The organism is Rhizobium sp. RAF36 (assembly GCF_052114105.1).
In the GTDB taxonomy this organism is placed as follows: domain Bacteria; phylum Pseudomonadota; class Alphaproteobacteria; order Rhizobiales; family Rhizobiaceae; genus Rhizobium.
In genome coordinates this window covers 852868-877826 of sequence record NZ_JBFREC010000001.1, presented here as the reverse complement: position 1 = coordinate 877826, position 24959 = coordinate 852868, and the positions used below count along the sequence as shown (strand labels likewise).

General features: G+C 61.6%; 26 protein-coding genes, 1 tRNA gene and 1 pseudogene. 13 read left to right on the top strand and 15 right to left on the bottom strand.

Going from position 1 to position 24959, the window contains the following annotated elements; genetic code table 11:
* Positions 1 to 99: 99 nt before the first annotated feature.
* The 5 genes from gyrA (at position 100) to AB4Z25_RS04370 (ending at position 6309) form a co-directional block, all read left to right on the top strand.
* Entirely contained in the window at positions 100 to 2910 is a 2811-nt protein-coding gene (gene gyrA / locus AB4Z25_RS04390; RefSeq protein WP_112539435.1) for a DNA gyrase subunit A, read from the top strand.
* Between the two features lie 106 nt (positions 2911 to 3016).
* A complete protein-coding gene (locus tag AB4Z25_RS04385) occupies positions 3017 to 4510 on the top strand; it encodes an FAD-binding oxidoreductase (RefSeq protein WP_112539433.1) in 1494 nt (497 codons plus the stop codon).
* A gap of 9 nt (positions 4511 to 4519) precedes the next feature.
* On the top strand, positions 4520 to 4927 hold the full coding sequence (locus AB4Z25_RS04380) for a hypothetical protein (protein ID WP_112539793.1): 408 nt from the start codon (positions 4520 to 4522) through the stop codon (positions 4925 to 4927).
* Entirely contained in the window at positions 4927 to 5997 is a 1071-nt protein-coding gene (locus tag AB4Z25_RS04375) for a hypothetical protein (protein ID WP_112539431.1), read from the top strand. Before AB4Z25_RS04380 ends, AB4Z25_RS04375 begins: the two co-directional genes overlap by 1 nt.
* Before the next feature lie 12 nt (positions 5998 to 6009).
* Complete coding sequence (locus tag AB4Z25_RS04370; protein WP_442207872.1) at positions 6010 to 6309, top strand: hypothetical protein; 300 nt, start codon at positions 6010 to 6012, stop codon at positions 6307 to 6309.
* 90 nt (positions 6310 to 6399) lie between these two features.
* On the opposite strand, the gene AB4Z25_RS04365 is transcribed toward AB4Z25_RS04370, so the two are convergent.
* The 3 genes from AB4Z25_RS04365 to AB4Z25_RS04355 all read right to left on the bottom strand — a co-directional run bounded on the left by AB4Z25_RS04365 (position 6400) and on the right by AB4Z25_RS04355 (position 7035).
* A complete protein-coding gene (locus tag AB4Z25_RS04365) occupies positions 6400 to 6534 on the bottom strand; it encodes a hypothetical protein (RefSeq protein WP_281438207.1) in 135 nt (44 codons plus the stop codon).
* 33 nt (positions 6535 to 6567) lie between these two features.
* Positions 6568 to 6723, bottom strand: a complete 156-nt coding sequence (locus AB4Z25_RS04360; RefSeq protein ID WP_310299585.1) for a hypothetical protein — start codon at positions 6721 to 6723, stop codon at positions 6568 to 6570.
* 159 nt (positions 6724 to 6882) lie between these two features.
* Positions 6883 to 7035 carry a hypothetical protein gene (locus AB4Z25_RS04355; protein ID WP_442207871.1) on the bottom strand — a complete coding sequence of 51 codons (153 nt, stop codon included), beginning with the start codon at positions 7033 to 7035 and terminating at the stop codon, positions 6883 to 6885.
* A gap of 196 nt (positions 7036 to 7231) precedes the next feature.
* Here AB4Z25_RS04355 and coaD point away from each other — a divergent pair, with 196 nt between their 5' ends.
* From coaD to tgt, 5 genes are all read left to right on the top strand, one after another.
* Positions 7232 to 7726, top strand: a complete 495-nt coding sequence (coaD, locus tag AB4Z25_RS04350; RefSeq protein WP_112539430.1) for a pantetheine-phosphate adenylyltransferase — start codon at positions 7232 to 7234, stop codon at positions 7724 to 7726.
* Positions 7727 to 7754: 28 nt separating this feature from the next.
* Entirely contained in the window at positions 7755 to 8315 is a 561-nt protein-coding gene (locus AB4Z25_RS04345) for a peptidylprolyl isomerase (protein WP_112387394.1), read from the top strand.
* 39 nt (positions 8316 to 8354) lie between these two features.
* The gene (locus tag AB4Z25_RS04340) at positions 8355 to 8864 is read left to right on the top strand and encodes a peptidylprolyl isomerase (RefSeq protein ID WP_112387393.1); all 510 of its coding nucleotides are present in this window, start codon (positions 8355 to 8357) and stop codon (positions 8862 to 8864) included.
* 72 nt (positions 8865 to 8936) lie between these two features.
* Positions 8937 to 10022 (top strand): tRNA preQ1(34) S-adenosylmethionine ribosyltransferase-isomerase QueA, encoded by a 1086-nt coding sequence (gene queA / locus AB4Z25_RS04335; protein ID WP_112539428.1) that lies wholly within the window; start codon positions 8937 to 8939, stop codon positions 10020 to 10022.
* A complete protein-coding gene (gene tgt / locus AB4Z25_RS04330; RefSeq protein ID WP_112539426.1) occupies positions 10019 to 11149 on the top strand; it encodes a tRNA guanosine(34) transglycosylase Tgt in 1131 nt (376 codons plus the stop codon). Before queA ends, tgt begins: the two co-directional genes overlap by 4 nt.
* A gap of 3 nt (positions 11150 to 11152) precedes the next feature.
* Here tgt and AB4Z25_RS04325 read toward each other — a convergent pair whose 3' ends face one another.
* From AB4Z25_RS04325 to AB4Z25_RS04310, 4 genes are all read right to left on the bottom strand, one after another.
* A complete protein-coding gene (locus AB4Z25_RS04325) occupies positions 11153 to 11581 on the bottom strand; it encodes a DUF4864 domain-containing protein (RefSeq protein WP_112539425.1) in 429 nt (142 codons plus the stop codon).
* Between the two features lie 90 nt (positions 11582 to 11671).
* The gene (fabF, locus tag AB4Z25_RS04320) at positions 11672 to 12937 is read right to left on the bottom strand and encodes a beta-ketoacyl-ACP synthase II (protein ID WP_112539423.1); all 1266 of its coding nucleotides are present in this window, start codon (positions 12935 to 12937) and stop codon (positions 11672 to 11674) included.
* 13 nt (positions 12938 to 12950) lie between these two features.
* A complete protein-coding gene (locus tag AB4Z25_RS04315; protein ID WP_112539421.1) occupies positions 12951 to 13454 on the bottom strand; it encodes a winged helix-turn-helix transcriptional regulator in 504 nt (167 codons plus the stop codon).
* A 45-nt stretch (positions 13455 to 13499) separates the two neighbouring features.
* On the bottom strand, positions 13500 to 13808 hold the full coding sequence (locus AB4Z25_RS04310; protein WP_112539419.1) for a hypothetical protein: 309 nt from the start codon (positions 13806 to 13808) through the stop codon (positions 13500 to 13502).
* 202 nt (positions 13809 to 14010) lie between these two features.
* Between AB4Z25_RS04310 and panC the strand changes: the two genes are divergently transcribed.
* Both panC and panB read left to right on the top strand, forming a co-directional pair.
* The gene (gene panC, locus AB4Z25_RS04305; RefSeq protein WP_112539417.1) at positions 14011 to 14886 is read left to right on the top strand and encodes a pantoate--beta-alanine ligase; all 876 of its coding nucleotides are present in this window, start codon (positions 14011 to 14013) and stop codon (positions 14884 to 14886) included.
* On the top strand, positions 14883 to 15704 hold the full coding sequence (gene panB, locus AB4Z25_RS04300; protein ID WP_112539415.1) for a 3-methyl-2-oxobutanoate hydroxymethyltransferase: 822 nt from the start codon (positions 14883 to 14885) through the stop codon (positions 15702 to 15704). Before panC ends, panB begins: the two co-directional genes overlap by 4 nt.
* Before the next feature lie 130 nt (positions 15705 to 15834).
* Here panB and AB4Z25_RS04295 read toward each other — a convergent pair whose 3' ends face one another.
* The 3 genes and pseudogenes from AB4Z25_RS04295 to metG form a co-directional block, all read right to left on the bottom strand.
* Positions 15835 to 16671, bottom strand: coding sequence for an MBL fold metallo-hydrolase (locus tag AB4Z25_RS04295; RefSeq protein ID WP_112539148.1), 837 nt, complete (start codon positions 16669 to 16671; stop codon positions 15835 to 15837).
* Positions 16672 to 16675: 4 nt separating this feature from the next.
* Complete coding sequence (locus AB4Z25_RS04290; protein ID WP_112539149.1) at positions 16676 to 17458, bottom strand: TatD family hydrolase; 783 nt, start codon at positions 17456 to 17458, stop codon at positions 16676 to 16678.
* Positions 17459 to 17467: 9 nt separating this feature from the next.
* A pseudogene (gene metG / locus AB4Z25_RS04285) lies at positions 17468 to 19066 on the bottom strand (methionine--tRNA ligase); the annotation flags it as partial.
* Positions 19067 to 19248: 182 nt separating this feature from the next.
* Here metG and AB4Z25_RS04280 point away from each other — a divergent pair.
* Positions 19249 to 20043, top strand: coding sequence for a sulfite exporter TauE/SafE family protein (locus tag AB4Z25_RS04280; RefSeq protein ID WP_442207901.1), 795 nt, complete (start codon positions 19249 to 19251; stop codon positions 20041 to 20043).
* On the opposite strand, the gene AB4Z25_RS04275 is transcribed toward AB4Z25_RS04280, so the two are convergent.
* The 5 genes from AB4Z25_RS04275 to AB4Z25_RS04255 form a co-directional block, all read right to left on the bottom strand.
* The gene (locus AB4Z25_RS04275) at positions 20044 to 21069 is read right to left on the bottom strand and encodes a DNA polymerase III subunit delta' (RefSeq protein ID WP_112539152.1); all 1026 of its coding nucleotides are present in this window, start codon (positions 21067 to 21069) and stop codon (positions 20044 to 20046) included. It lies immediately after the preceding gene.
* Entirely contained in the window at positions 21062 to 21736 is a 675-nt protein-coding gene (gene tmk / locus AB4Z25_RS04270) for a dTMP kinase (protein ID WP_112539153.1), read from the bottom strand. The genes AB4Z25_RS04275 and tmk overlap by 8 nt, the downstream gene beginning before the upstream one ends.
* Before the next feature lie 144 nt (positions 21737 to 21880).
* Positions 21881 to 23074: a D-alanyl-D-alanine carboxypeptidase family protein gene (locus AB4Z25_RS04265; RefSeq protein ID WP_112539154.1), complete on the bottom strand. Its 1194-nt coding sequence runs from the start codon at positions 23072 to 23074 to the stop codon at positions 21881 to 21883.
* A gap of 67 nt (positions 23075 to 23141) precedes the next feature.
* Positions 23142 to 24230 carry a septal ring lytic transglycosylase RlpA family protein gene (locus AB4Z25_RS04260; RefSeq protein WP_112539155.1) on the bottom strand — a complete coding sequence of 363 codons (1089 nt, stop codon included), beginning with the start codon at positions 24228 to 24230 and terminating at the stop codon, positions 23142 to 23144.
* A gap of 202 nt (positions 24231 to 24432) precedes the next feature.
* Positions 24433 to 24522 (bottom strand) — tRNA-Ser (locus AB4Z25_RS04255).
* Between the last annotated feature and the right edge of the window lie 437 nt (positions 24523 to 24959).

Here is a 24959-nt window from a genome sequence, read left to right as displayed (position 1 = left end):
GCCGTAAAAGCCTGTTCAAAACGCCCGCTCAAATTGGCGCGGAACGGGGCTTTCCGCTATAAATCTTTCAGTGATTCTACAAAGAGATCGTGATCTGTTTTGACTGAACAAACACCCCCAGGCGGCGGGAAGCTCCCGCCAGGCATCGAGCCCATCTCCATCATGGAGGAAATGCAGCGGTCGTATCTCGATTACGCGATGAGCGTCATCGTCAGCCGCGCGCTTCCGGATGTCCGCGACGGCCTCAAGCCCGTGCACCGGCGCATCCTTTACGGCATGTCCGAGCTCGGCATCGACTGGAACAAGAAATACGTCAAATGCGCCCGCGTCACCGGTGACGTGATGGGTAAATACCATCCGCACGGCAACTCGGCGATCTACGATGCGCTGGCCCGTATGGCGCAGGATTGGTCTCTCCGGCTGCCGTTGATCGACGGCCAAGGCAACTTCGGCTCCGTCGATGGCGATCCGCCGGCGGCCGAACGTTACACCGAATGCCGCCTGGAAAAGGCCGCGCACTCGCTGCTCGACGACCTCGACAAGGAAACGGTCGATTTCCGCGACAACTACGACGGCACGCTCTCCGAGCCGGTCGTGGTGCCCGCGAAATTCCCGAACCTGCTGGTCAACGGGGCAGGCGGCATCGCCGTCGGCATGGCGACCAACATCCCGCCGCACAATCTCTCCGAAGTCATCGAAGGCTGTATCGCGCTGATCGACAATCCGGCGATCGAGCTGCCGGAGCTGATGCAGATCATCCCGGGTCCCGACTTCCCGACCGGCGCCAAGATCCTCGGCCGTTCCGGCATCCGTTCGGCCTATGAGACGGGCCGTGGTTCCGTCGTCATGCGCGGCGTTGCCACCATCGAGCCGATGCGCGGCGACCGCGAGCAGATCATCATCACCGAAATCCCTTATCAGGTGAACAAGGCGACGATGATCGAGAAGATGGCCGAGCTGGTGCGCGAGAAGCGCATCGAAGGCATCTCCGACCTTCGCGATGAATCTGACCGTCAGGGCTACCGCGTCGTCGTCGAGTTGAAGCGCGACGCCAATGCCGACGTCATCCTGAACCAGCTCTACCGCTATACGCCGCTGCAGACCTCCTTCGGCTGCAACATGGTGGCGCTGAACGGCGGCAAGCCGGAACAGCTGACGCTGCTCGACATGCTCCGCGCCTTTGTCGCCTTCCGCGAAGAAGTTGTTAGCCGGAGAACGAAATTCCTGCTGCGCAAGGCGCGTGAGCGCGCTCACGTCTTGGTCGGTCTGGCAATCTCGGTTGCCAATATCGACGAAGTCATCCGCGTCATCCGCCAGGCGCCGGATCCGGCAACGGCCCGCGAACAGCTGATGACCCGCCGCTGGCCGGCATCCGACGTCGAAAGCCTGATCCGCCTGATCGACGATCCGCGTCACCGGATCAACGAGGACATGACGTATAACCTCTCGGAAGAGCAGGCACGCGCCATCCTCGAACTGCGTCTCGCCCGCCTGACGGCGCTTGGCCGCGACGAAATCGGCGACGAACTCAACAAGATTGGCGAGGAAATCAAGGATTACCTCGATATTCTGTCGTCGCGCATCCGCATCATGACCATCGTCAAGGATGAGCTCGGCGCCGTTCGCGACGAGTTCGGCACTCCGCGCCGCACTGAAATCATCGACGGCGGCCTCGAAATGGATGATGAGGATCTCATCGCCCGCGAGGACATGGTCGTCACCGTCTCGCATCTCGGCTACATCAAGCGCGTACCGCTGACCACCTACCGGGCGCAGCGCCGCGGCGGCAAGGGCCGCTCCGGCATGACCACCCGCGACGCAGATTTTGTTAGCCGGCTATTCGTGGTCAATACCCATACGCCCGTGCTTTTCTTCTCGTCGCGCGGCATCGTCTACAAGGAAAAGGTTTGGCGCCTGCCGATCGGCACGCCGACCTCGCGCGGCAAGGCTCTGATCAACATGCTGCCGCTCGCACCCGGCGAGCGCATCACCACCATCCTGCCATTGCCGGAGGATGAGGACAGCTGGGATAGCCTCGACGTCATGTTCTCGACGACCCGCGGCACCGTTCGCCGCAACAAGCTGTCGGACTTCGTCCAGGTCAACCGCAACGGCAAGATCGCCATGAAGCTCGAGGAAGAGGGTGACGAAATCCTCTCCGTCGAGACCTGCACCGAGCATGACGACGTGCTTCTGACCACCGCGCTCGGCCAGTGCATCCGCTTCCAGGTGGACGACGTTCGCGTCTTTGCCGGCCGCAACTCGATCGGCGTACGTGGCATCAATCTCGGCGACGGTGACCGTATCATCTCGATGACCATCGTCGGTCACGTCGATGCCGAGCCGTGGGAACGTGCTGCCTATCTGAAGCGCTCCGCTGCAGAGCGTCGCGCAACCGGCGTCGATGAAGACGATATCGCTCTCGTTGGCGAGGAAGTCACCGAGGAGGGACAGCTTTCCGACGAGCGCTATGAAGAACTGAAGGCACGCGAGCAGTTCGTGCTGACGGTTTCCCAAAAGGGCTTCGGCAAGCGCTCCTCGTCTTACGACTTCCGTATCTCCGGCCGTGGCGGCAAGGGTATCCGGGCCACCGATACGTCGAAGACCGGCGAGATCGGCGAACTCGTCGCCGCATTCCCTGTTGATGACGGCGACCAGATCATGCTGGTTTCGGATGGCGGTCAGCTGATCCGCGTACCGGTCGGCGGCATTCGCATCGCGAGCCGCGCGACGAAGGGCGTGACGATCTTCTCGACTGCCAAGGACGAGAAGGTTGTGTCCGTCGAGCGTATCAGCGAGCCGGAGGATGACGGCGAGGAAGCGGGCGAGGGAACCGGCGAAGCGGTTGCCGAAACCGGCGAAGCAACGCCTGCAGCCGAGGGTGACGCACCGCCTTCCTCTGAAGAATAATTTAACCAGGCTTTGGTTTGAGAACCGGGCGGCCCCTGCCGCCCGGTTTTTTAATGGAGTAAAGAGATTTCTGCTAGCTTGAGTTGATATTTGGGTGAGGGGAATCATGGGGAACTGGACGCGGCGCGGCGTTCTCGTTGCGGGCTCGGCGATCGCCGGGGCGGTGGCAGGACAATATCTTCTCTCGCCATCGAGCGATCCCGGCCCGGCCTTTCCCGCAGATGCCGATGCGCCGGCGGGCGAGGCGATCCTCAATGATGCCGGTGAACTGTCGCCGACGCCGGTTGCCCGGCACCTGACCTTCAGCGAGCCGCCGCAACAAGCGCTTGTCGATCGCCTCAGGGCAACACTCGCGGACGCCCGCAGCAACGGTCAGCCGGTGGCCGCAAGTGCGGCCCGCCACTCGATGGGTGGCCATAGCCTGCCGCTGAATGGCACGGCCCTGACCCTCGATCAGGACTGGCTGGAAGCCGATACCGCGGCAAAGACCTATCGCGTAGCCGCCGGCACCCGCTGGTCGACTATCATCAGCAAGCTCGATGCGATCGGCTTTTCGCCCGCCGTCATGCAGTCGAACAACGATTTCGGCGTCGCCAGCACCTTCTCGGTCAACGCGCACGGCTGGCCGGTGCCCTTCAGCGCCTGCGGCAGCACGGTGCGGTCGATGAAGATGATGACCTCCGACGCTAATCTGCTGACCTGCTCGCGCACCGAAAATGCCGATCTCTTCAACCACGCCATGGGCGGCTATGGCCTGTTCGGGGTGATCACCGAGCTTGAGCTCGACATGGTGCCCAACAGCCTGCTGGAGCCGTCCTTCGAACATCTTGCCGGCGAAGACGTTGGCCGCCGTTTCGCTGAAGTGCTGGCATCCGATCCATCAGTGCAGATGGCCTACGGACGCTTGGACATCTCGCTGGACCGATTCTTCGAAGACGGGCTGCTGATCACCTACCGCCCGGCGGCCGATCAGTCCTCCATTCCCGCCGCCACCGGATCCGGCTTCATCAGCCACGTCTCGCGCGAAATCTTTCGCCGCCAGCTGGGCTCCGATGGCGTCAAGCACATGCGCTGGTGGACGGAGGCGGTGCTCAATCCGCAGATTTCATCTGCTTCGACCCGCAACAGCCTGATGAACGAGCCGGTCGTCACCCTCGACGACCGCGATCCCTTGCGCACCGACATCCTGCACGAATATTTCGTCTCACCGTCGCGATTTGCCGATTTTGTCGCGGCCTGCCGCGATGTCATTCCCGCCTCATACCAGCAGCTCTTGAACATCACGCTGCGTTATGTGAACACCGACAGCGACAGCGTTCTGGCTTACGCTACGGAACCTCGCATTGCCGCTGTCATGCTGTTCTCGCAGGAGAAGACGGTGCGCGGCGAGGTCGATATGGCGCGGATGACCGAAGCTCTGATTGAGCGGGTGATTGCCATCGGCGGCAGCTACTATCTGCCTTACCGGCCGCATGCACGGCTGGATCAACTGCAGCGGGCCTATCCGCGCACGGCCGATTTTGCGGCAGCGAAACGCAAGGCCGATCCGGATCTGCTGTTCCGCAACCGGTTCTGGGATAATTATCTGGGCAAGATCTGAGGGGGAATGATGAGCAAGCTTCGACTGATCGCGGCACTTTACACCGTGGCGCTGCTGTTTGCGGCGGCGCTCAATTACATTCCGGGCCTGACGGATGCGCAGGGCAGGGCCTTCGGCATCTTCGCGCTCGATATCTATGACGACAGCCTGCATCTGGCTTCAGCCTTGTGGGCCGCGATCGCTGCCTATCTGTCGGCAAGGGCGTCGCGCTCCTTCCTCTTCTATTTCGGGCTGCTCTACTTCACCGACGGCCTGCTCGGCCTTATCACCGGCTCCGGCTATCTCGATCTCGGTATCGTCAATTACGGCATCCAGGATCTGCCCTTCGGCTTCAAGATTCTCGCCAATCTGCCTCATCTGTTCCTCGGCGGTGTCGCGATCGTCTCGAGCTATCTCTTCCGCAGCGAGGCGCGCTGATGCGCCGGCTGCTAAAGGTCTTCGGATTGTTTCTGGGTGCGATCGTCATCATCGTGCTGCTGTTGCTCAGCCCGGCCGCCTATGTCGAAACCTTCTGCCATGCCGATCCCGAGCCGGACAGCTACAGCCCGCTGATCCGCGATCCCCAGATGAAGCGTGAGGAAGCCAACACGTTCCTCACCTATCCCGAATGGCACATCGTCTATGCCTATGATGGGCTGGCCGAGGTGCTGAAATCAGGCGACGAATATCGTTTCGACTATCTGGCAAGCGTTCGCGATTTCTGGAAGGCCGATTGCGCACTGACGGCGATCGCCGATCGCCATGGCGGCGCCGATACGCAGACGCGTATGATGGTGGCAACGATCGGCGTCAGCTTCACGCTCGAAATGGGCCTGAAGGCCGCCTACGAGGAAACGCTCGGCCGCCTGACGGCCTATTGGCGTGGCGATCAGAAGACCCCGCAGGATATCGTCGCTCGCGACATGGCGATCGATTACGCCGCGTTCCTGCGCCAGACGCCCTGGTACAAATATCCGTTCCAACCCGAGATCGACAAGCTCTGGGCCGTACCGGTGGACGAGCCGGTCCGCGGCTGGGAGCGGCGGCTGGCGCTCGGCGGCGAATGGAAGGCGAAAATCGCCTATGCCGGCATGATCGCCAACGCCGTTGCGGCGACCGGCGAGGCGAAACTGACGATCTTCTCCATCGTCTCAGGAATTCAGGCGCCCGCGCTTTCGGCAATGCCTGATGTCAGGGTCGTCTCGGAAAACGCCAGCGGTATTCTCATCGAAACGCCACGCTACGATCGCTTCACGCATATTCTTGCCGATATCGCCAAGGCTGGCGGGACGATCCGTGAAATTGCCGGCAACGACGAGATCATGGTGTCGCTGACGGCGGCAGCTACTGACCAGACGCCGCCGCCGGGCGAGTTGATCGCCCGTTTCCCGCGCGCAGGCTTCGATAGCGACCGGCTGCTGGTGGTCGTCAAGGTTGCTGATCTCGGCCAGCTGCTGCGCGAACGTCCGATTGCCGATCCCGGGATCGAGCATATATTCGACTTCTGACGGGAGAAGGCGATGAGATTGCCCATGCGGATAGCGAAAACGGCGGGAGTGGCAAGCGCCATTCTCGTGGCCGTATTCCTGCTCTTTGCCGGTGTCTTCGCGGCGACTGGCAATGCCCCGGCCGCCATGGTCTTCCGCCCGCCCGGCAGTCCGTCCAGCCTGCCTGATGGTGTGAAGCTGCTCAGATGGGGAAGTGCCTTTGCCATCGTGCGGGGCGACAGCCCCGATTACGTTCGCAGGCTCTATGCCAATGGCGCACTGCTGGTGCTGCCGTTCCGCAAAAGTGGCTGTCTCGCCTATCGTCCGGCCTGACCGGACAAAGAAAAAGCCGGACGCTTTTGTGGCGTCCGGCTTCATCTGACCCGAGCGCGGGAGGGGAATGCGCTCAAGGGCGGGAGTGGCTTAGAAAGTGATGCGCTTTTCGTTGTAAGCCTTGACCTCTTCGCTTTCACGGCGAAGAGCGGAAATGGTTGATGCCACAGACACGATGAACATCACGCTGATAAGAGCGGTAAGTACAGTCAAGATCGTGAACATGGGCAATCCTTTCCGAAGTTGCGTTCACGTTCCTCAGTACTGGCTGACGATCGGCGCGCGAGCCGAAGCGTAAGGGCCAAATACCTTGGACGTATCAGTTTTCTGATCGTAGAGTGCGATTGTTGCGGTGAGCATTCCCGTGACCATTGCCATCCAGAAAACGTTAATGACGGTAATCTTATCGGGCATATTCTTTTCCTTAAAACCGCGTATCGCATCTACGCTTCGGTTGATTAAATGCATCCGCTTGGAAATGGTTCCGCAGGATGTTGACGTGTCGTTTACTAAGCCTGGTCTGAAGCGACCTTGAATGCCTCGTTCATCTGGCGTTCAGATTCGCGAGGCCCTTCAACGCAGCCGGCCGAGCTGGCGCATCAGCGCATTGTGCTCGCTGACCTCAGGCCGAACCCAGCGCACTTCATACTTTTCCTTGTAAACGCCATAGGCGATCTCGCCGGCAAGAGAGATGAAGACGGCAAGCGCGATCAGCAGCATGAGCATTGAAGTGACTTCCAGGGGGAGCCGGATACCGGAATGGCATCGGCCGTGTTGATGGTTTTCATTATGCCGATCGCATCTGAAACGGCCTTGAACGGAGCATTCATCCGCCGTTCAGCCACCCGGCCGGGAGACGCCAAATGACTTGCGGGAACGGGGCATCCGTGACAAAAGGCAACGAACGAAACGGCCGGGTTCCATGACGACTGCTTTTTATCCGGGGTCCTTCGACCCGATCACCAACGGACATATGGATGTGCTCGTCCAGGCGCTGAATGTGTCCGCGAAAGTGATCGTCGCGATCGGCGTTCATCCGGGCAAGGCGCCGCTATTCTCCTTCGAGGAGCGGGCCGAACTGATCCGCAAGTCGCTGGCCGAGATCCTGCCGCAGAAGGCTGCCGGCATCGATGTGGTGTCCTTCGACAATCTGGTTGTCGACGCGGCCCGCAAGCACGGCGCCTCTCTACTGATCCGCGGTCTGCGCGACGGCACCGATCTCGATTACGAAATGCAGATGGCAGGCATGAACCGGCAGATGGCGCCCGATATCCAGACCGTTTTTCTGCCGGCTGGAACGGGCTCACGGCCCATTACTGCCACATTGGTCCGCCAGATCGCCGCCATGGGTGGAGATGTCAGCGCCTTCGTTCCGGCCGCAGTCCTGCAAGCCCTTCAATCCAAGCGCAAATCTTGAGGCGGTCGTCCGCCGCAACGGAGCTACAATGAAACTGTTTTATGCCGCCTTTGCCGCCGTGCTGTATATCGCGTCCTTCGCTGGTGACGCTCTTGCCGCCGATACGCTCACTATTCAGCTGAAGGATGGTCCTGTCGTGATTCAGCTGGCGCCTGACGTCGCGCCGAAGCATGTTGCCCAGATCGAAGCGCTTGCCAAGAAGGGCGCTTACGACAACGTTGCCTTCCACCGCGTCATCGACGGCTTCATGGCCCAGACCGGCGACGTTCAGTACGGCAACATGTCGAAGGGCTTCGATCCGAGCCTCGCCGGCACCGGCGGCTCCGACCTGCCGAACATTCCTGCCGAGTTCTCCAAGACACCTTTCGTCCGCGGCACGGTCGGCATGGCCCGCTCGCAGGATCCGGATTCGGCCAATTCGCAGTTTTTCATCATGTTCGCTGACGGCTCCTTCCTGAACGGTCAGTACACCGTCGTCGGCAAGGTCGTCTCCGGCATGGAATTCGTCGACAAGATCAAGAAGGGCGAAGGCCAGAACGGCGAAGTCAGCAATCCTGACCGCATGGTCAAGGTCACCGTCGCCAAGTAACTCAAAGCAAGTAGTTCAAGAACAACGAGGAGAATAAGAATGGCCGAGATCAAGGATCCCGAAAACACCATCATCCTGGAAACCACCAAGGGCAAGGTCGTTATCGCGCTGCTGCCGCAGGTGGCACCTGAGCATGTCGCCCGCATCAAGGAACTCGCCCGCGAGAAGGCCTATGACGGAGTCGTCTTCCACCGCGTCATCAACGACTTCATGGCCCAGACGGGTGACGTGAAGTTCGGCAAGAAGGGCAGCGAGAGCTTCAACCCAGGCCGTGCCGGCATGGGCGGCTCCGAGAAGCCGGACCTGAAGGCCGAATTCTCCGCTACCCCGCATAATCGCGGCGTTTGCTCGATGGCCCGCTCGCAGAACCCGAACTCGGCCAACAGCCAGTTCTTCATCTGCCTTGCGGATTCTCCGTGGCTGAACAAGCAGTATTCCGTCTGGGGCCAGGTCATCGAAGGCATGGACAACGTCGACAAGATCAAGAAGGGCGAGCCGGTCGTAGACCCGGATTCGATCGTCTCGATGCGGGTTGCCGCCGACGTCTGATTGTGATTTCTGACGGAACCCGCCCTTGCGTGAGAACGCGGGGCGGGTTTCGCTTTGCCCGGAAGTACCCCAATGCGCGTAGACCTTTTCGATTTCGACCTGCCGGATGAGCGGATTGCGCTCAGGCCCGCCGAGCCGCGCGACAGCGCGCGCCTCCTGGTCGTCGATGCCGCTGCCAGCGAGACGCTGAGCGATCACACGGTCCGCGATCTTCCCAGTTTCCTGAAGCCGGGCGATGCGCTGGTTTTCAACGACACCAAGGTTATCCCCGCACAGCTCGAAGGCATCCGCCACCGCGAAGGAGCGGGCGGTCAGCAGGTCTCGGCGACGCTTCATATGCGGGTCGGCGCCAACCGCTGGAAAGCCTTCGCCAAGCCCGGCAAACGCATTAAGGAAGGCGACCGCATCGCTTTCGGCCATAGCGGCGAAAGCTGCTTTCTCGGACAGCTCGATTGCACCGTTGTCGAGAAGGGTGATGCAGGCGAGGTGACGCTGGCTTTCGATCTCTCCGGCCCGGCACTCGACGAAGCCATCGCATCCGTCGGCCATATCCCGCTGCCCCCCTATATCGCCGCCAAGCGGCCGGAGGACGAGCGCGACCGCGCCGACTACCAGACGATCTACGCCCGCGAGGAAGGCGCTGTCGCAGCCCCCACCGCCGGCCTGCATTTCACGCCGGCACTCTTCGAGGCGCTCGACAAGGCCGGGATCGAACGGCATTTCGTGACGCTGCATGTCGGCGCCGGCACCTTTCTGCCGGTGAAGGCTGACGATACCGACGACCACAAGATGCATCTCGAAAGTGGCTACGTCACCGAAGAGATCGCCGCCAGGCTCAACGCCGTGAAGGCGAGGGGTGGGCGCATCGTCTGCGTCGGTACGACCTCGCTGCGGCTGATCGAAAGTGCCGCGGCCGATAGCGGCGAGATAAAGCCGTGGGCGGGCGCCACCGGCATCTTCATCACGCCCGGCTACCGCTTCAAGGCGGTCGACATGCTGATGACCAACTTCCACCTGCCGCGCTCGACCCTGTTCATGCTGGTGTCTGCCTTTGCCGGTTTCGAGACCATGCACGCGGCCTATGACCACGCCATTTCGACAGGCTACCGCTTCTATTCCTACGGCGATTCAAGCCTGCTTTTCCGGAACGACAGATGACCGAGAATTTCCAGTTCACTCTTAAGAAAACCGATGGCGGCGCCCGCCTCGGCGAAGTCACCATGCCGCGCGGCACGATCCGCACCCCGGCCTTCATGCCTGTGGGCACTGTCGGGACCGTCAAAGCGATGTATCTCGATCAGGTGCGAGACACCGGCGCCGACATCATCCTCGGCAATACCTATCACCTGATGCTGCGCCCCGGCGCCGAACGCGTTGCCCGCCTCGGCGGATTGCACAAGCTGATCCGCTGGGAACACCCGATCCTGACGGACTCCGGCGGCTTCCAGGTCATGTCGCTCTCCGGCCTTCGCAAGCTCGACGAGCAGGGCGTCACCTTCAAGTCGCATGTCGATGGCAGCCTGCACCACATGTCGCCGGAGCGCTCGATCGAGATCCAGGGGCTGCTCGGCTCCGATATCCAGATGCAGCTCGACGAATGCGTGGCGCTTCCCGCCGAGCCGCGCGAGATCGAACGCGCCATGGAAATGTCGCTGCGCTGGGCCGAGCGCTGCAAGGTGGCCTTCGGCAACCAGCCCGGCAAGGCGATGTTCGGCATCGTCCAAGGCGGCGACCAGCCGAATCTGCGCGTTCGCTCGGCAGAGGCGCTGAAGCAGCTCGATCTCAAGGGTTATGCCGTCGGCGGCCTCGCGGTCGGCGAGCCACAGGATGTGATGTTGCGGATGTTGGAAACCACGCTTCCGGTTCTGCCGACGGAAAAGCCGCGCTATCTGATGGGCGTCGGCACGCCTGACGACATGCTGAAATCCGTCGCCCGCGGTATCGACATGTTCGACTGCGTAATGCCCACTCGCTCCGGCCGTCATGGCCTAGCGTTTACCCGCCGCGGCAAGGTCAATATCCGCAACGCCCGCCACGCCGAGGACATGCGGCCGCTCGACGATCAGTCGAACTGCCCGGCAACCCGCGACTATTCGCGCGCCTATCTGCATCACCTCGTCCGCGCCAACGAGGCACTCGGCGGCATGCTGCTCTCCTGGCATAACCTGAACTATTATCAGGAACTGATGCAGGGCATCCGCAAGGCGATCGCCGAGGGACGCTTTGCCGATTTCATGGCGGAGACGATCGAAGAATGGGCGAGGGGCGATCTCGAGCCGGTGTAAGGCTCAGATACCCTTGCTGTCGGTGTTCGGAACGATCTGGACGCCGTTGATCTTGTAGCTGCCGTCGGGTTGGCGCGCCATCTGGTAGATCGCCGTCCAGTCCTTGCCGTCGCGCCCTGAGATCAGCACTTCGTTATAGATCATCGCGCCGTCGGCAATCGATTTGCTGCGGCCGAAGGCGTAGTTGCCGGGATGATAGACCGGCTCGTAGCTTTTCTTCACCATCGCGAAGAACACGTTCTTGTCCGGAAACAGCGCCTTGATCCCAGGAGCCGCGTAGGAATAGGCGGTATCGGGATCGTCCTTGAGAAAGGCAGTGATCTGCCCTTCGATGATCTGCTGCGTCGTTGCGATGGGACCTTCGGCGCGCGCCTGTAACGGTGCGGTCAGCAAAGCGGCAGACAGAAGAAGCACGGCGGATAGAGCACGCATGAGATTGTCTCCGGCCAATAGACTGGAGTGTAGGGCATTTCAGCGAATTTGAAAGTGGCGGACCGATCGCCCGCCACTCGCAGGAGACGTTCAGTTCCAGCGGCGGAAGAGGGCGCTGGCATTGACGCCGCCGAAACCGAAGCCGTTGCTGATCGCATACTCCATCTCGAGCTTGCGCGCCGTCTTGCCGACGATGTCGAGACCGTTGGCGACGGCATCCGCCTCATCGAGATTGCGCGTCGGCGGGACGATCTGGTCGCGCAGTGCCAGGATCGTGAAGATCGCTTCGAGACCGCCGGCAGCGCCGAGAAGATGGCCGGTCGCCGATTTCGTGGCACTGATGGTGATCCCGCCATCGCGGCCGAAGACCGTTCCGATCGCCGCCATCTCGCCACGGTCGCCGACTGGCGTCGAGGTTGCATGGGCGTTGAGATGCTTGATCTCTGATGGCGTGATCTTCGCCTGCCGGATGGCCGCTTCCATCGCCCGGCGTGCGCCGTCGCCGTCTTCAGGTCCTGCGGTCATGTGATAGGCATCGGCCGCCGTGCCGTAGCCGACCAGTTCCGCCAGCGGCGTGGCGCCGCGGGCAAGCGCATGTTCCAGCGTCTCGATGACGAGAATGCCAGCACCTTCGCCCATGACGAAGCCATCGCGGGCAATATCGAATGGGCGCGAGGCGAGTTCGGGCGTGTCGTTGAAGCCGGTCGAAAGCGCGCGCGCGGCCGCAAATCCGCCAAGGCTCACGCGGTCAATACAGGCCTCCGCACCGCCACAGATCGCCACATCGGCTTCACCCGACCGGATCAGCCGGGCCGCATCGCCAATGGCCTGAACGCTGGCCGCGCAGGCCGTAACCGGCGCGCCGAGCGGTCCCTTGAAGCCATATTTGATGCTAATCTGTCCGGCCGCCAGGTTGACGAGGAACGAGGGTACGATGAACGGCGAAAGCCGTCGCGGCCCGCGGGTCTCGACCGTGCGCACCGCATCGGTGATCGCGGGAAATCCGCCGACGCCGGAAGCGATGATCGTTGCCGTGCGCTCGCGGGAGGCGGTATCCTCGGGCATCCATCCGGCCTGGCGCACCGCTTCGTCGGCCGCCGCCATGGCGAAATGGATGAAGCGGTCCATCTTTTTCTGGTCTTTCGGAACGATATAGCGATCCGGATCGAACCCGCCCTCCGCATCCTCAGCGATGTCAGGCACGACGCCACCGACCTTGGCCGCAAGATCGCCGACGATATCTTCGCCCAGCAAGCGAAGGCCGGAGCCGCCGGCAAGCAGCCGCTTCCAGGCGATCTCCACACCCGTTCCAAGCGGCGATACAAGTCCCATACCGGTGACGACAATGCGATCCATGATTTGTTCCTTTTTAAGCATCAAAGCCCAGATACCAGGCCTTCATCCGCGCAATGCGCTCATGCGCCGCCTCATCGGCCGCAGGGCCGGGCAGCAGGCAGGTATTCCGGGGGGTGAGTTCTTCGCCGGTTTTGGCATCGACCAGCTTGGTTTCAAGCTCTTCGCCGCATGCATTGCCGAGAAGATAGGCGAGATCTTCCTGTGGGGCGTGCCGTCCGCCCCATGTCGACAGCGCCATCAGCACCGGAAAGAAGTCCTGTCCCTTCGCGGTCAGCACATATTCATGGCGGGCAGGGCGCTCGCTGTAGAGCCGCTTCTCGAAAATGCCTTCCTCGACCAGATGGGCGAGGCGCCGTGTCAGGATGTTCGGCGCGATCCCGAGGCTCTTCTGGAAATCGTCGAACCGCGTCAGCCCTTGAAAGGCGTCCCGCAGGATCATGATGCTCCAGGAATCGCCGACGCTGTTCAGCGCGCGGGCGGCAGGACATGGGAAGATGGCAAAGCTGGTTCGTTGCATGAAGCAAGTCACTATCGCAGTGACTTGCTTTATGCAAGTCACTCTTCAACGCGCATCGGAACTGAAGATTCGGGCGAGGATGACGCCCATGACAAGCATGCCCGCAGCAACGAAGATCGTATCGCCGGGCGTGCCGATATAGAGCGGCCCGATATTGGCGAACAGCAGAAAGGCGATCAGGAAATTCAGCCAGCCCCATATGACGTTGACTTCAGCAGAACTGATATTCGAGCTGCCGAGCCGCGCGAAGGGAGTGCGGAAGGAGCGCCCGCTGACGCCGTTGACGAAGTGCGGAATGCCGTTTGTCAGGAACGCGGCGGCGATGAAATGAACGATATAGGCGATCCAGGGCAAGAGAGCCTCCGACTGAGAAACATGTCCTCTCTAGATTGGCGCCATATGCAGGAAGGCAAGGGCACGAACAGGGTGTCGCAGCCGCGAAATTTCCACCCATTATCAGCAGATTAGCATATAATCGTTTATATCCCGGACGACGGATTGACCTTCCGGCCCGATTGCAATTTCTATGCGCGCGAGGTGGAGTGACGGGGGAATAATGAGAGTTTTCTCTGACATTGGTGAGCTGCGCGCAGCACTTGAGGCTTTGCGCCGGCAATCGCGCACAATCGGCCTGGTACCGACGATGGGCTATCTGCATGCCGGCCATCTGGAGCTGGTGGCGCGGGCGAGGGTGGAGAACGACATTGTTGTCGCCTCGATCTTTGTCAATCCGCTGCAGTTCGGCGCCAACGAGGACCTCAGCAAATATCCCCGCGATATCGAGCGCGACACGGCCATGCTCCGGCAAGCCGGCGTCAACATCCTCTTTGCGCCTGGCGTTACCGACATGTATCCGAAGCCGATGATGACGGTCGTAGACGTACCCGAGATCGGCCGCGAGCTAGAAGGGTCGGTGAGGCCCGGCCATTTCGCCGGCGTCGCCACGGTCGTCTGCAAGCTTTTCAATATCGTCCAGCCGCAGCGCGCCTATTTCGGCGAGAAGGATTACCAGCAGGTGGTCGTCATCAGGCGTATGGTCGAGGATCTGGCATTGCCGGTCCGGATCGTCCCGGTGCCGACGGTGCGTGATCATGATGGCCTGGCGCTGTCGTCGCGCAATGTCTATCTCAGCGCCGGCGAGCGCAAGGCGGCTGTGATCGTGCCGCAGACGCTCGCCGAAGCCGAGCGGCTGGTCGCCGCCGGCCTGACCGATCCGGCCGAGCTTGAGCATTTGCTGAAGACCTTTCTCGGCCGCGAACCACTTGCCAATCCCGAAGTCGTCGCCGTTCGCGATGCCGCGACGCTAAAACCGGTCGAGGTAATCCGCGATCCCGTCGTCGTCGCGCTGTTCGTCAGGATCGGCACGACCCGGCTGCTCGACAACCGTGTAATCGGCGGGCAGGGCGTCATGAAACTGGGAGCGGTGCGATGAGTGCATCCGGAACAACAAGGCGTCTGACCCCGTCGAAGATCACGGCGATGAAGGGCGCCACGCCGATCGTCTGCCTGACGGCTTATACGACCCCGATGGCCCGTCTCCTCGATGCCCATTGCGATCTGCTGCTGGTCGGAGATTCGCTGGGAATGGTGCTCTATGGCATGGAGACCACGACCGGCGTCACGCTCGACATGATGATCGCCCACGGCAAGGCCGTCATGCGCGGCGTCGAGAAAGCCTGCGTCGTCGTCGACATGTCGTTCGGAACCTATCAGGAATCGAAAGAGGCCGCCTTCCGCAACGCCGTGCGCATCCTGCAGGACACCGGCTGCGACGCCGTGAAGCTCGAGGGCGGCGAGGAGATGGTCGAGACCATCGCCTTCCTGACGGCACGCGGCATCCCGGTACTCGGCCATATCGGTCTGATGCCGCAGCTTGTCCACACCGCCGGCGGCTACCGCTCGGTCGGCCATACCGAACACGAGACCTCGAAGATCCGCCGCGACGCCCACGCAATCGGCGGCTCCGGCGCCTTCGCTGTCGTCATCGAGGGCACCGTCGAACCGCTGGCCCGCGAAGTCACATCGGCCATCCATGTCCCGACGATCGGCATCGGCGCATCGTCCGCCTGCGATGGCCAGATCCTGGTGTCCGACGACATGCTCGGGCTGTTCAACGATTTCACGCCACGCTTCGTCAAGCGCTACGATGAGCTCGGCAAGCGTGCTGCCGCCGCGGCAGAGGAGTATGCTGCAGACGTTCGCTCACGAAAATTTCCAGCGGCAGAGCATACGTTCAAACGGCGAACGTAACCGGGCAAAACAGGAGCGGGCGGCATTCATAGGCAGTTCGCCAATAGCTACACAAAGATCGCATAAGATAGATTATGGAACTAAAATGGATGCCGTGATTACCGAAAACCCTTGAAATACAAGGCTCTGTCTATCCTCGGGCCGTTTCCAGATCGTCAATCTCGACGTCGAATGTCATCTGGTCGTAAGCCGGTTCGACATGATCCGGCGTCTCGCCCATCACCGCGTCGTAATCCAGCGGCGTATGCATATGCGTCAGGATCGCACGCTTCGGCTTCAGTCTTGAAATCCAGTCCAGCGACTGCTCTAGCGACAGATGGCTCGGATGATAGCGGTATTGCAGCGCGTCGATGACGAGCACATCGAGATTTTCAAGCTTCGCTGCAGTTTCCGGCGAAAAGTCGCTGATATCGCTGCAGTAAGCGACATCGCCGATGCGGAAGCCGAGCGAGATGATATCGCCATGCTGCTGCTCGTGCGGCCGGAACGAAATCGTGCCGCCGGCGCCTGAGATGCGCACCGGTTCCTCAAGCGTCTCGATCAGCCGCGGCTCGACGATCGGCGGGTAATTGCTGCCTGGAGGCGTTTCAATGCAGTACCCGAAACCCTGGCGGATACGCTCCATCGTGAACGCATTGGCGTAGATCGGCACGCGCTGCTGAGCGTTGTGATAGTAGCCACGCAGATCGTCGATGCCGTGGATGTGGTCGGCATGCGGATGCGTGTAGAGCACGGCGTCGATATGCTCGACCCTGGCGGCGATCATCTGCTCGCGAAAATCCGAGCCGGTGTCGATGACGACGGTCGTCGCGCCGCCATTATCATCGAACTGCTGCACCATGAAGGATGCGCGTGTCCGCCGGTTCTTCGGATTGTCGGGATTGCAGGCGCCCCAGTCTCCGGTGATGCGCGGCACGCCTGGCGACGATGCACAGCCGAGAATGGTGAAACGCCGCCGGTAACCCACGAGGCTAGATCCTCGGCATCTTTGTGAACAGCCGGAAGGCATTGTCGGTCGTGATGAGCGCCATCTCGGCATAGCTGAGACCAAGCGTCTCGGCCAGCACTTCGGCGGTGTTCACCACATAGGACGGCTCGTTGCGCTTTCCGCGCCAGCGCTTCGGCGCCAGATACGGCGCGTCGGTTTCGACCAGCAGCCGCTCATGCGGGATCGTCTTGGCGATCGCGCGAAGCTCTTCCGACTTGGGGAAGGTCAGGATGCCCGAAAACGAGATGTAGCCGCCGAGTTCGACGCCGGTCCTGGCAAGTTCAGGTCCGGCCGAGAAGCAGTGCAGGATGAAAGGGAAGGCCCCCTTCCCTGTTTCCTCGGTCAGGATCGCCGCCATGTCTTCGTCGGCGCTGCGGCTGTGAATGACCAGCGGCAGCTGCGTTTCGCGCGCAGCCGCGATGTGACGGCGGAACCCGGTCTGCTGATCCTCGGGCGTCTGCGTGTCGTAAAAATAGTCGAGACCGGCTTCACCGATCGCGACGATCTTTTCATGCGCATTGGCCAGACGGACGAGATCTTCCGTCTGGATATCCAGCTCTTCATTGGCGCTGTTCGGATGCGTGCCGACAGAACAGAAGACCGACGGATAGCGTTCGGTAATGGCAAGCAGGCCATCGAGCTTGCGCACCCGCGTCGAGATCGTCACCATCTGCTTGACGCCCGACTGATGCGCGCGCGCGACGATTTCGTCACGCTCGGCATCGAAGTCGGCAAAGTCCAGATGGCAATGCGTATCGATCAGCATCTGCAGTCCTTACGCCTCAGGCGCCACGTAGCGCGGGAAGACAGGCGTCGGCGCTTCCAGCTCGGTGCCGGGGACCAGGCGGCCCGCTTCGCCGAGCGCTGCGAAATCGCGCTTGTCCGCAGGTGCGGCAACTAGATCGAGCAGCTTCTCGGCCGACTGCGGCACGATTGGCTGCAGCAGGATAGCGAGCTGACGCACGACCTCGGCCGTCACATAGAGGACGGTCGCCATCCGGTCCGGATCGGTCTTTTTCAGTGCCCACGGCGCCTGGCCGGCGAAATAGCGGTCGGTTTCCGAGACGACGGCGATGATCGAGGCAACGGCCTTGTGGATCAGCTGCTTGCCCATATCCTCGCGGGTGGAGGCCAGAAGCGCATCGGCAGCCGCCAGCATCGCCTTGTCTTCATCCGTCAGCGGGCCGGGTTCCGGGATCTTGCCATCGCAGTTCTTGACGATCATCGACAGCGAACGACTGGCAAGGTTGCCGATACCATTGGCGAGGTCAGCGTTGATGCGCTGGCCGATCGCTTCCTCGCTGTAGCTGCCGTCCTGGCCGAAGGAGACTTCGCGCAGGAAGAAGTAACGCACCTGGTCGAGACCAAAGTGATTGACGAGGTTGACAGGGTCGACGACGTTGCCGAGCGACTTCGACATCTTCTCGCCCTTGTTGAGCAGGAAGCCGTGAGCAAAGACGCGCTTCGGCAGCGGCAGACCAGCCGACATTAGGAATGCCGGCCAGTAGACGGCGTGGAAGCGGATGATGTCCTTGCCGATGATATGAACGTCGGCAGGCCAGTATTTCGCGCGCGGGCCGTTCCGGTCCTCGATATAGCCTGTGGCTGTGATGTAGTTGGTCAGCGCGTCGACCCAGACATACATGACGTGCTCGGGGTCGTTCGGAACCTTGATCCCCCAGTCGAAGGTCGTGCGCGAAACCGAGAGATCCTTGAGGCCTGATTTCACGAAGGAGATGACCTCGTTACGGCGCTCCGACGGGCCGATGAAATCGGGGTTCTCTTCGTAATGCTTCAGCAGCTTGTCCTGGTATTCGGACAGCTTGAAGAAATAACTGGCTTCCTCCACCCATTCGACAGGCGTGCCCTGCGGTCCGTAGCGGACGCCGTCGGCGCGCACTTCGGTCTCGTCTTCCTGGTAATAGGCTTCGTCGCGCACCGAGTACCAGCCGGCATAGGAATCCTTGTAGATGTCGCCGTTGTCGGCCATCAGGTTCCAGATGTTGCGCGAGGTCTCGTGGTGGCGTTCTTGCGTCGTGCGGATGAAGTCGTCGTTCGACGCATTCAACAGTTTCGCCATCGCCTGGAATTCGCTGGAATTGCGGTCGGCAAGCTCCTGCGCCGTGATGCCTTCGGCACGCGCCGTCTGCTGCATCTTCTGGCCGTGCTCGTCGGTGCCCGTCAGGAAAAATACATCACGGCCGTCGAGGCGCTGGAAGCGCGCCATGGCGTCAGTTGCGATCAGTTCGTAGGCATGGCCGATATGCGGCTTGCCGTTCGGATAGGAAATCGCGGTGGTGATGTAGAAGGGCTTCTTGTCGGTCATGGCGGACATCCGGCTTACTCTATAAAAATTGTCAGCCGCTCTTAGCGCATGTGATGGCGAAGAGAAACACTAAGTTTCGAAAGCGGCAGCGTTTTGACCGCCTCGCTGGCCTGCTGCGCTTGACGGGATTTCACAGGCATTCTACGCCTTGGCGACAATTCCGGGCGAGGCATAATGACCGTCAAATATGAGCCGATCAGCGCAGGCGCCTCAAGGTCTGCCCCGTGAGCCTGCCGCAAACGTTCCAGCCTCTCTATTCGCTTTCCGGCTTTCTCGTCGGCATGCTGGTCGGTATCACCGGCGTCGGCGGTGGCTCGCTGATGACGCCGATCCTCGTGCTGTTGTTCGGCGTTCATCCGGCGACAGCCGTCGGCACTGATCTGCTCTATGCGGCGATTACCAAGTCGGCAGGCACCGCCGTTCACGGCATGCATGGCAGGGTGAACTGGCGCATCGTTGGCTCACTCGCCGCCGGAAGCGTGCCGGCCGCCCTCCTCATGCTCTGGCTGATGGCCGGCGTTGATCGCAAGAGCGTCGAGGTGGCACATACGATCACCATCGCGCTCGGCTGGCTGCTTGTCATCACGGCCTTCATGCTGATCTTCCGTACCCAGGTTCTGTCCTTTGCTCGCGGCGCCATCGGCGAGCGGACGCCGCCAAAGCCCACGACGATCGCCATTTTCACCGTCATCCTCGGTCTGGCGCTCGGTGTCCTGGTCACGCTGACGTCGGTCGGCGCGGGCGCACTCGGCGTCACCATCCTGCTGATCCTTTACCCGAATCTCGACGTTCGCGAGATCGTCGGATCCGACATTGTTCACGCCGTACCGCTGACGCTGATCGGCGGCATGGGCTACTGGTTCATCGGCGAAATCGACTGGCTGATGCTTCTGACACTGCTTGTCGGATCGATACCCGGCATCGTCGCCGGAAGCCTGCTGGCACCGAAACTGCACGAGCGGACGATCCGCATCGTCCTGGCGCTGACACTTGCCGTCGTCGCCTGGAAACTGCTGGCAGGCTGATTAAGGGCCGGGCTGCTTGATATCGGACAGGATACCGAGGATCGTCTGCTTGCGGTCGAGGTTGTAGGCGCCCGAGACGGTGAGCCGCTCGTTGACATCGGATTGCAGCCTCGCAAGCCGTTCGGCAGCACCGAGATCGCCTGCCCTCGCCGCCTGGCGCGCCCGGTTCATCAGGTCGTCGCCGACATGGCTCGCGAAGAATTCGAAGATCGTGTCGCTTTCCTTGCCTGACAGCGCATCGGCCAGCCGGTGCATGGCGCGCCGCGCCGCCGGTCCCTGAGCCGATAGCACATCCTGATAGGCGGAGATGATCTCGCCGCCACCGTAATTCATCAGCTGCAGCGCCTCTCCAACGCTGCCCTTCGCCGCCGTCAGCAATGCCCGGTCGTCGACCGCGGCGCCGAGATTGGCAAGTGCCAGAGCCAGCGCATCGTCGCCAAGCGGCGCGAGCCTCAGCGGCAGGCAGCGCGAACGGATGGTCGGCAACAGCTTGCCCGGCGCATGCGACAGAACGAGGAAAAGTGCCCGCTTCGGCGGCTCCTCGAGGATCTTCAGGATGGCGTTTGCCGCATTGCGGTTCATGTCATCGGCCGGATCGATGATGACGATGCGCCAGTTGCCGGTTCCCGATGTCTGCGAGAAGAATTTCCCGGCGCGGCGCACTTCATCGACAGTGATCGCCGATTTCACCTTGCCGGTCTTTTCATCCACCGGCCGTGCAAGATGCAGAAGATTGTGCGAAGCGCCTGCCGAAATCTGGCGGCTGACCGGCGACGCAGGATCGGGATCGGGAACGATCTCCGGCGCCAGCGCCGGATCGGGATTGGAAAGCACATAATTGGCGAAGCGGAAGGCGAGCGTCGCCTTGCCGATGCCTTCAGGGCCTTCGATCAGGATGGCGTGATGGCCTTTGCCGGACCTATAGGACTGAGAGAGAAACGCTTCCGCGTCCTCATGTCCGAAGAGCTTGGGATTTTCCGCCGGCCAGATCGCTCCATCCAGCAGGCCGGGCCGCTCCTCACTCATGAACGGCTACCGGCGTCTTTTCGGCCGCAATGCCACTCATCAGCTTCGTGATGATCGCAAGGATCTCGGCGGCGATGTCGGCCTCGTCCTGCATTGCATTGACGACGCGGCAACGTTGCGGCTCGCGGGCTGCGATATCGAGATAGGCCTCGCGGCGCTTCTCGTGCGTCTCCAGCTCTTCCTTCTCGAAACGGTCAGGTCCGTCGGCATTGCGCGACTTGACGCGCGCAAGTCCAGCGGTTGCAGGAATGTCAAGAATGACCGTGCAGTCAGGCACCACGCCATTGACGGCGATGCGCTGCAGCGTCTCGATGAAATCGGGTTCGAGATTGCCGGTGACGCCCTGATAGACGCGCGACGAATCCATGAAGCGGTCGCAAAGCACGATCTTGCCGTCGAGCAGCGCCGGGCGGATGACTTCCTCGACGTGATCGTTGCGCGCCGCGGCAAAAAGGATCGCCTCCATCCGCGTTCCGAAGGCTTCGGCGGCACCCGATAGCAGCACGTAACGCACCGCCTCGGCACCCGGAGAACCGCCCGGCTCGCGCGTCAGCAGCACTTCATGGCCGCGGCTGCGCAACGCTTCCGCAAGGCGGCGGATCTGCGTCGACTTGCCGGCACCCTCACCGCCTTCGAATGTAACGAACAATCCCGTACCGGACGACAACAGCACTTTCCCGTATTCCTGACATGCCGCCGACAAAACGTCGGCAGCGCCTCGATCTATCTATCCGAAGATGCGCCCGGGCGAAACCTCGCTGTTTCCCACCGGCTCCGCCTTCCCCGGTAATTTCACGGCAGAATGCGGCCTTCAGGTGGGCTCGGCTTTGTCCCAGAGCCAGGAGAAGAACATCGATTCGCCGAGTTCGACCAGCGCATCGACAGCCCGGCTGGTCAGCGATCCCACGGCGATAGTCTGAACCGTATAGAGCGGCACCTCGCGCAACACCCGGCCGCCGGCAGAAATCACCAGCGTCCCGGCTTCGGCGTCAGCTGCGACCGGCGCCGTCAGCGGCCAGCGATAGATGATCCTGGCCGCCAGCCGGTCCGGATTGCTGACCGGAATATAGACGCTGACAGGCGTCCTAGCCACGAGATCGACATGACCCGATTGTCCGCCATAGACGCTCGCCGAACCGACGACTTCCTTTTCGGCGAAGATCTGCCGCGTCTCGAAGCTGGTCAGACCCCATTCGAGAATACGCTTGGCCTCATCGGTCCGCTCCTTGTCGGAGGCAATGCCGCCGAGCGCCAGGAACAGCCGTTTGCCGTCACGCTCGACCGAGGCGACGATCGAGAAGCCTTCGCCCTCGGCGAACCCCGTCGCCAATCCGTCGGCGCCGAGCCCCAGTCCGAGCAACGGGTTGCGATTGCGCTGGAAGATCTTGTTCCATTCGAAGTCGGCCTGGGCGAAATAGGGATAATAGGCCGGATAGGTCTGCTGCAGATCGGCAGCCAGCGTCACCATGTCCCGCGCCGTCGTCTTGCTCTTGCCATCCGGCAGACCGGTCGAGTTTCCGAAGATGCTCTTCGTCATCCCGAGCGTCTGCGCCCGGCGCGTCATCGCCGAGGCGAAATTCTCCTCGGTGCCGCTCATGCCCTCGGCCAGAATGATGCAGCCGTCATTGGCGCCCTGGATCGCCACGCCCTTGACTAGGTCCTCGACACGCACCCGGCTCTTGAGGGCGGCAAACATCGTCGCCGAACGGGACGGCGCACCGCCGGTGCGCCAGGCATATTCGGAGACCGGATAGTCGGTGTCGAGGGTGATCTCGCCGCCCTTCAGCGACGCAAAGACGATATCCATCGTCATCAGCTTGGCGAGCGATGCCGGCGAAAACGCCTGATCCTCGTTCTTGGCAAGCAGGACCGTGCCCGTCGACGCCTCGATCATATAGGCCTGCGCCGCCTTGGTAACGAATCCCGCGGGTGCAGGCTCGGCGGCAGCAGCAGATGAAGCGGCCGACAGCATGACCGCGCAAAAACCGATGAAACGCTTCAGCATTGCAAACCCCTGGCGCGAAATCGATTCTGGAGGTTAGTGATAGCGGCGGCCTGCCGCAATCGGCGTCTTAGCGCGCCGGCTGCTTTGCCTGCTGGCGTTTGAAAGACGCAAGGATCGATTCCTCGGTCAGGCCGTCGTTGCGAACCATCACCGCATCGAACGCGATCGGCACTGTCACGGTCCGAACGCCGTCTTCCTGATAGCCCATCGCCAGAGACCCCTGCCCCCAGCCATAAGGACGCTCGTAAGGAACAGGGCCGATTTCCGGCAGTACGATCATTTCGCCCATACCCTGCGGCGCGCTGAGCGTCCCGAAAGCCGATGGCGCCGGTGGGGGTGCCACATTGTAGCGAGCGCTCGGCGTTGCGCCGCCATAGGCCGTGGCGGACATCGGCACAGGCACGCGTGACGCCTGCGGCGCCGTCAGCGTTCCCAGGCTCTGCAGCTGATCGCTGGTAATGCGGCGGTCATTGGAGGCGACCATCACGCCACTGGCAATCTGCCCGCCCGGATCGACGGCCGGAATACGGCTGCCCTTTGGCACGTAGGACGCCATCAGATAAGGCATGTCGTGGCCGTCCATGCGCGCCTTGCCAACATACTGAACGCGAACGCGACCGGTGCCGCTATGCTTCATGTCGAGGAGATCGGCCGTCTTGTTTGAAAGGTCGATGATCCGGCCCTCGTGATACGGTCCGCGGTCGTTGACGCGCACGACGATCGACGAGCCGTTCTCGATATTGGTGACGCGTGCATAGCTCGGCAGCGGAAAGGTCGGATGCGCGGCAGAAATCGACAGCTGGTCGTAGACCTCGCCATTGGCGGTCAGGCGGCCGTGAAAGGCCGAACCGTACCAGGAGGCCACGCCCGTCTTGCTATAGGAAAAGTCTTCCTTGGGATAATACCACTTGCCTTTGACCTGGTAGGGATTGCCGACGAGATAGCGCCCGCCCCCCTTCGGGATCGGACCGCCCTCGACGACGCGCGGGCTGGCTTTGACGCCATATTCCTTCTCGGAGAAATATTCCTTGCCGTGGGCGCGCTTCTTCGGCGCCTGAGACGTTGTTCCGCATGCCGTCACCGCGGCGCACATCGCTGCTAGCGCCAGCCACCGCGCACCCGTTGCGAAAGACGCCGCCCCGTATTCCAACTTCATATGTCCCACGCCGCCAAAGATCGTTATGGTTAAGCAAGTGCCCTAAATCGGACCAACCCTGCCTACGCCCCTGCACCTAACGAGACTTTAATTGTGTGGCCAATGTGCCGAATTTGCGAACAATATCGCGGCGGTAGCGGTAATTTTAATGGTTATGGTTTATGAAGGGTTAAATTAGGGGTGTTTCGCGTGGCGATACATATGGCGGAAGAGGTGGGATTCGAACCCACGGTACGGTTTCCCGCACGCCGGTTTTCAAGACCGGTTCCTTAAACCACTCGGACACTCTTCCTTCGAGCGCCTTATGACGCAAAGCCGCGTTGCAATGCAAGGGCCGGACATAAAAATCTGTGCTGCGGGAAGCGCGCCCACCTGTCCCATCAGGCGTGCGGAACATCTTGGGTCGTCAGCTGTTCGGAGAGCATCTGATGATGCATAGGGAAGAAGTCCATGCTGAAGAAAGTTACAGCCACTGTCGTTCTCTCGCTGGGTCTTGCGACGGTTGCCCTCGCCCAGTCCGGTAACGTGTCTGCCGACGGCGCGAGCGCCTCCGGTTCGTCGATCGGGACGGTCCCAGGTTCACGCGTGAGCGGCACTAATGATCGTAGCCGCGTCGGATACACTGACAAAGCGCAGCCCGGAACGATTGATCCAAGCGCAACGAACAGCACCATCAATAGCGGGGATTCGAACTCCAGCACCGACGTGAACGACTGCCGTAGCGAACGG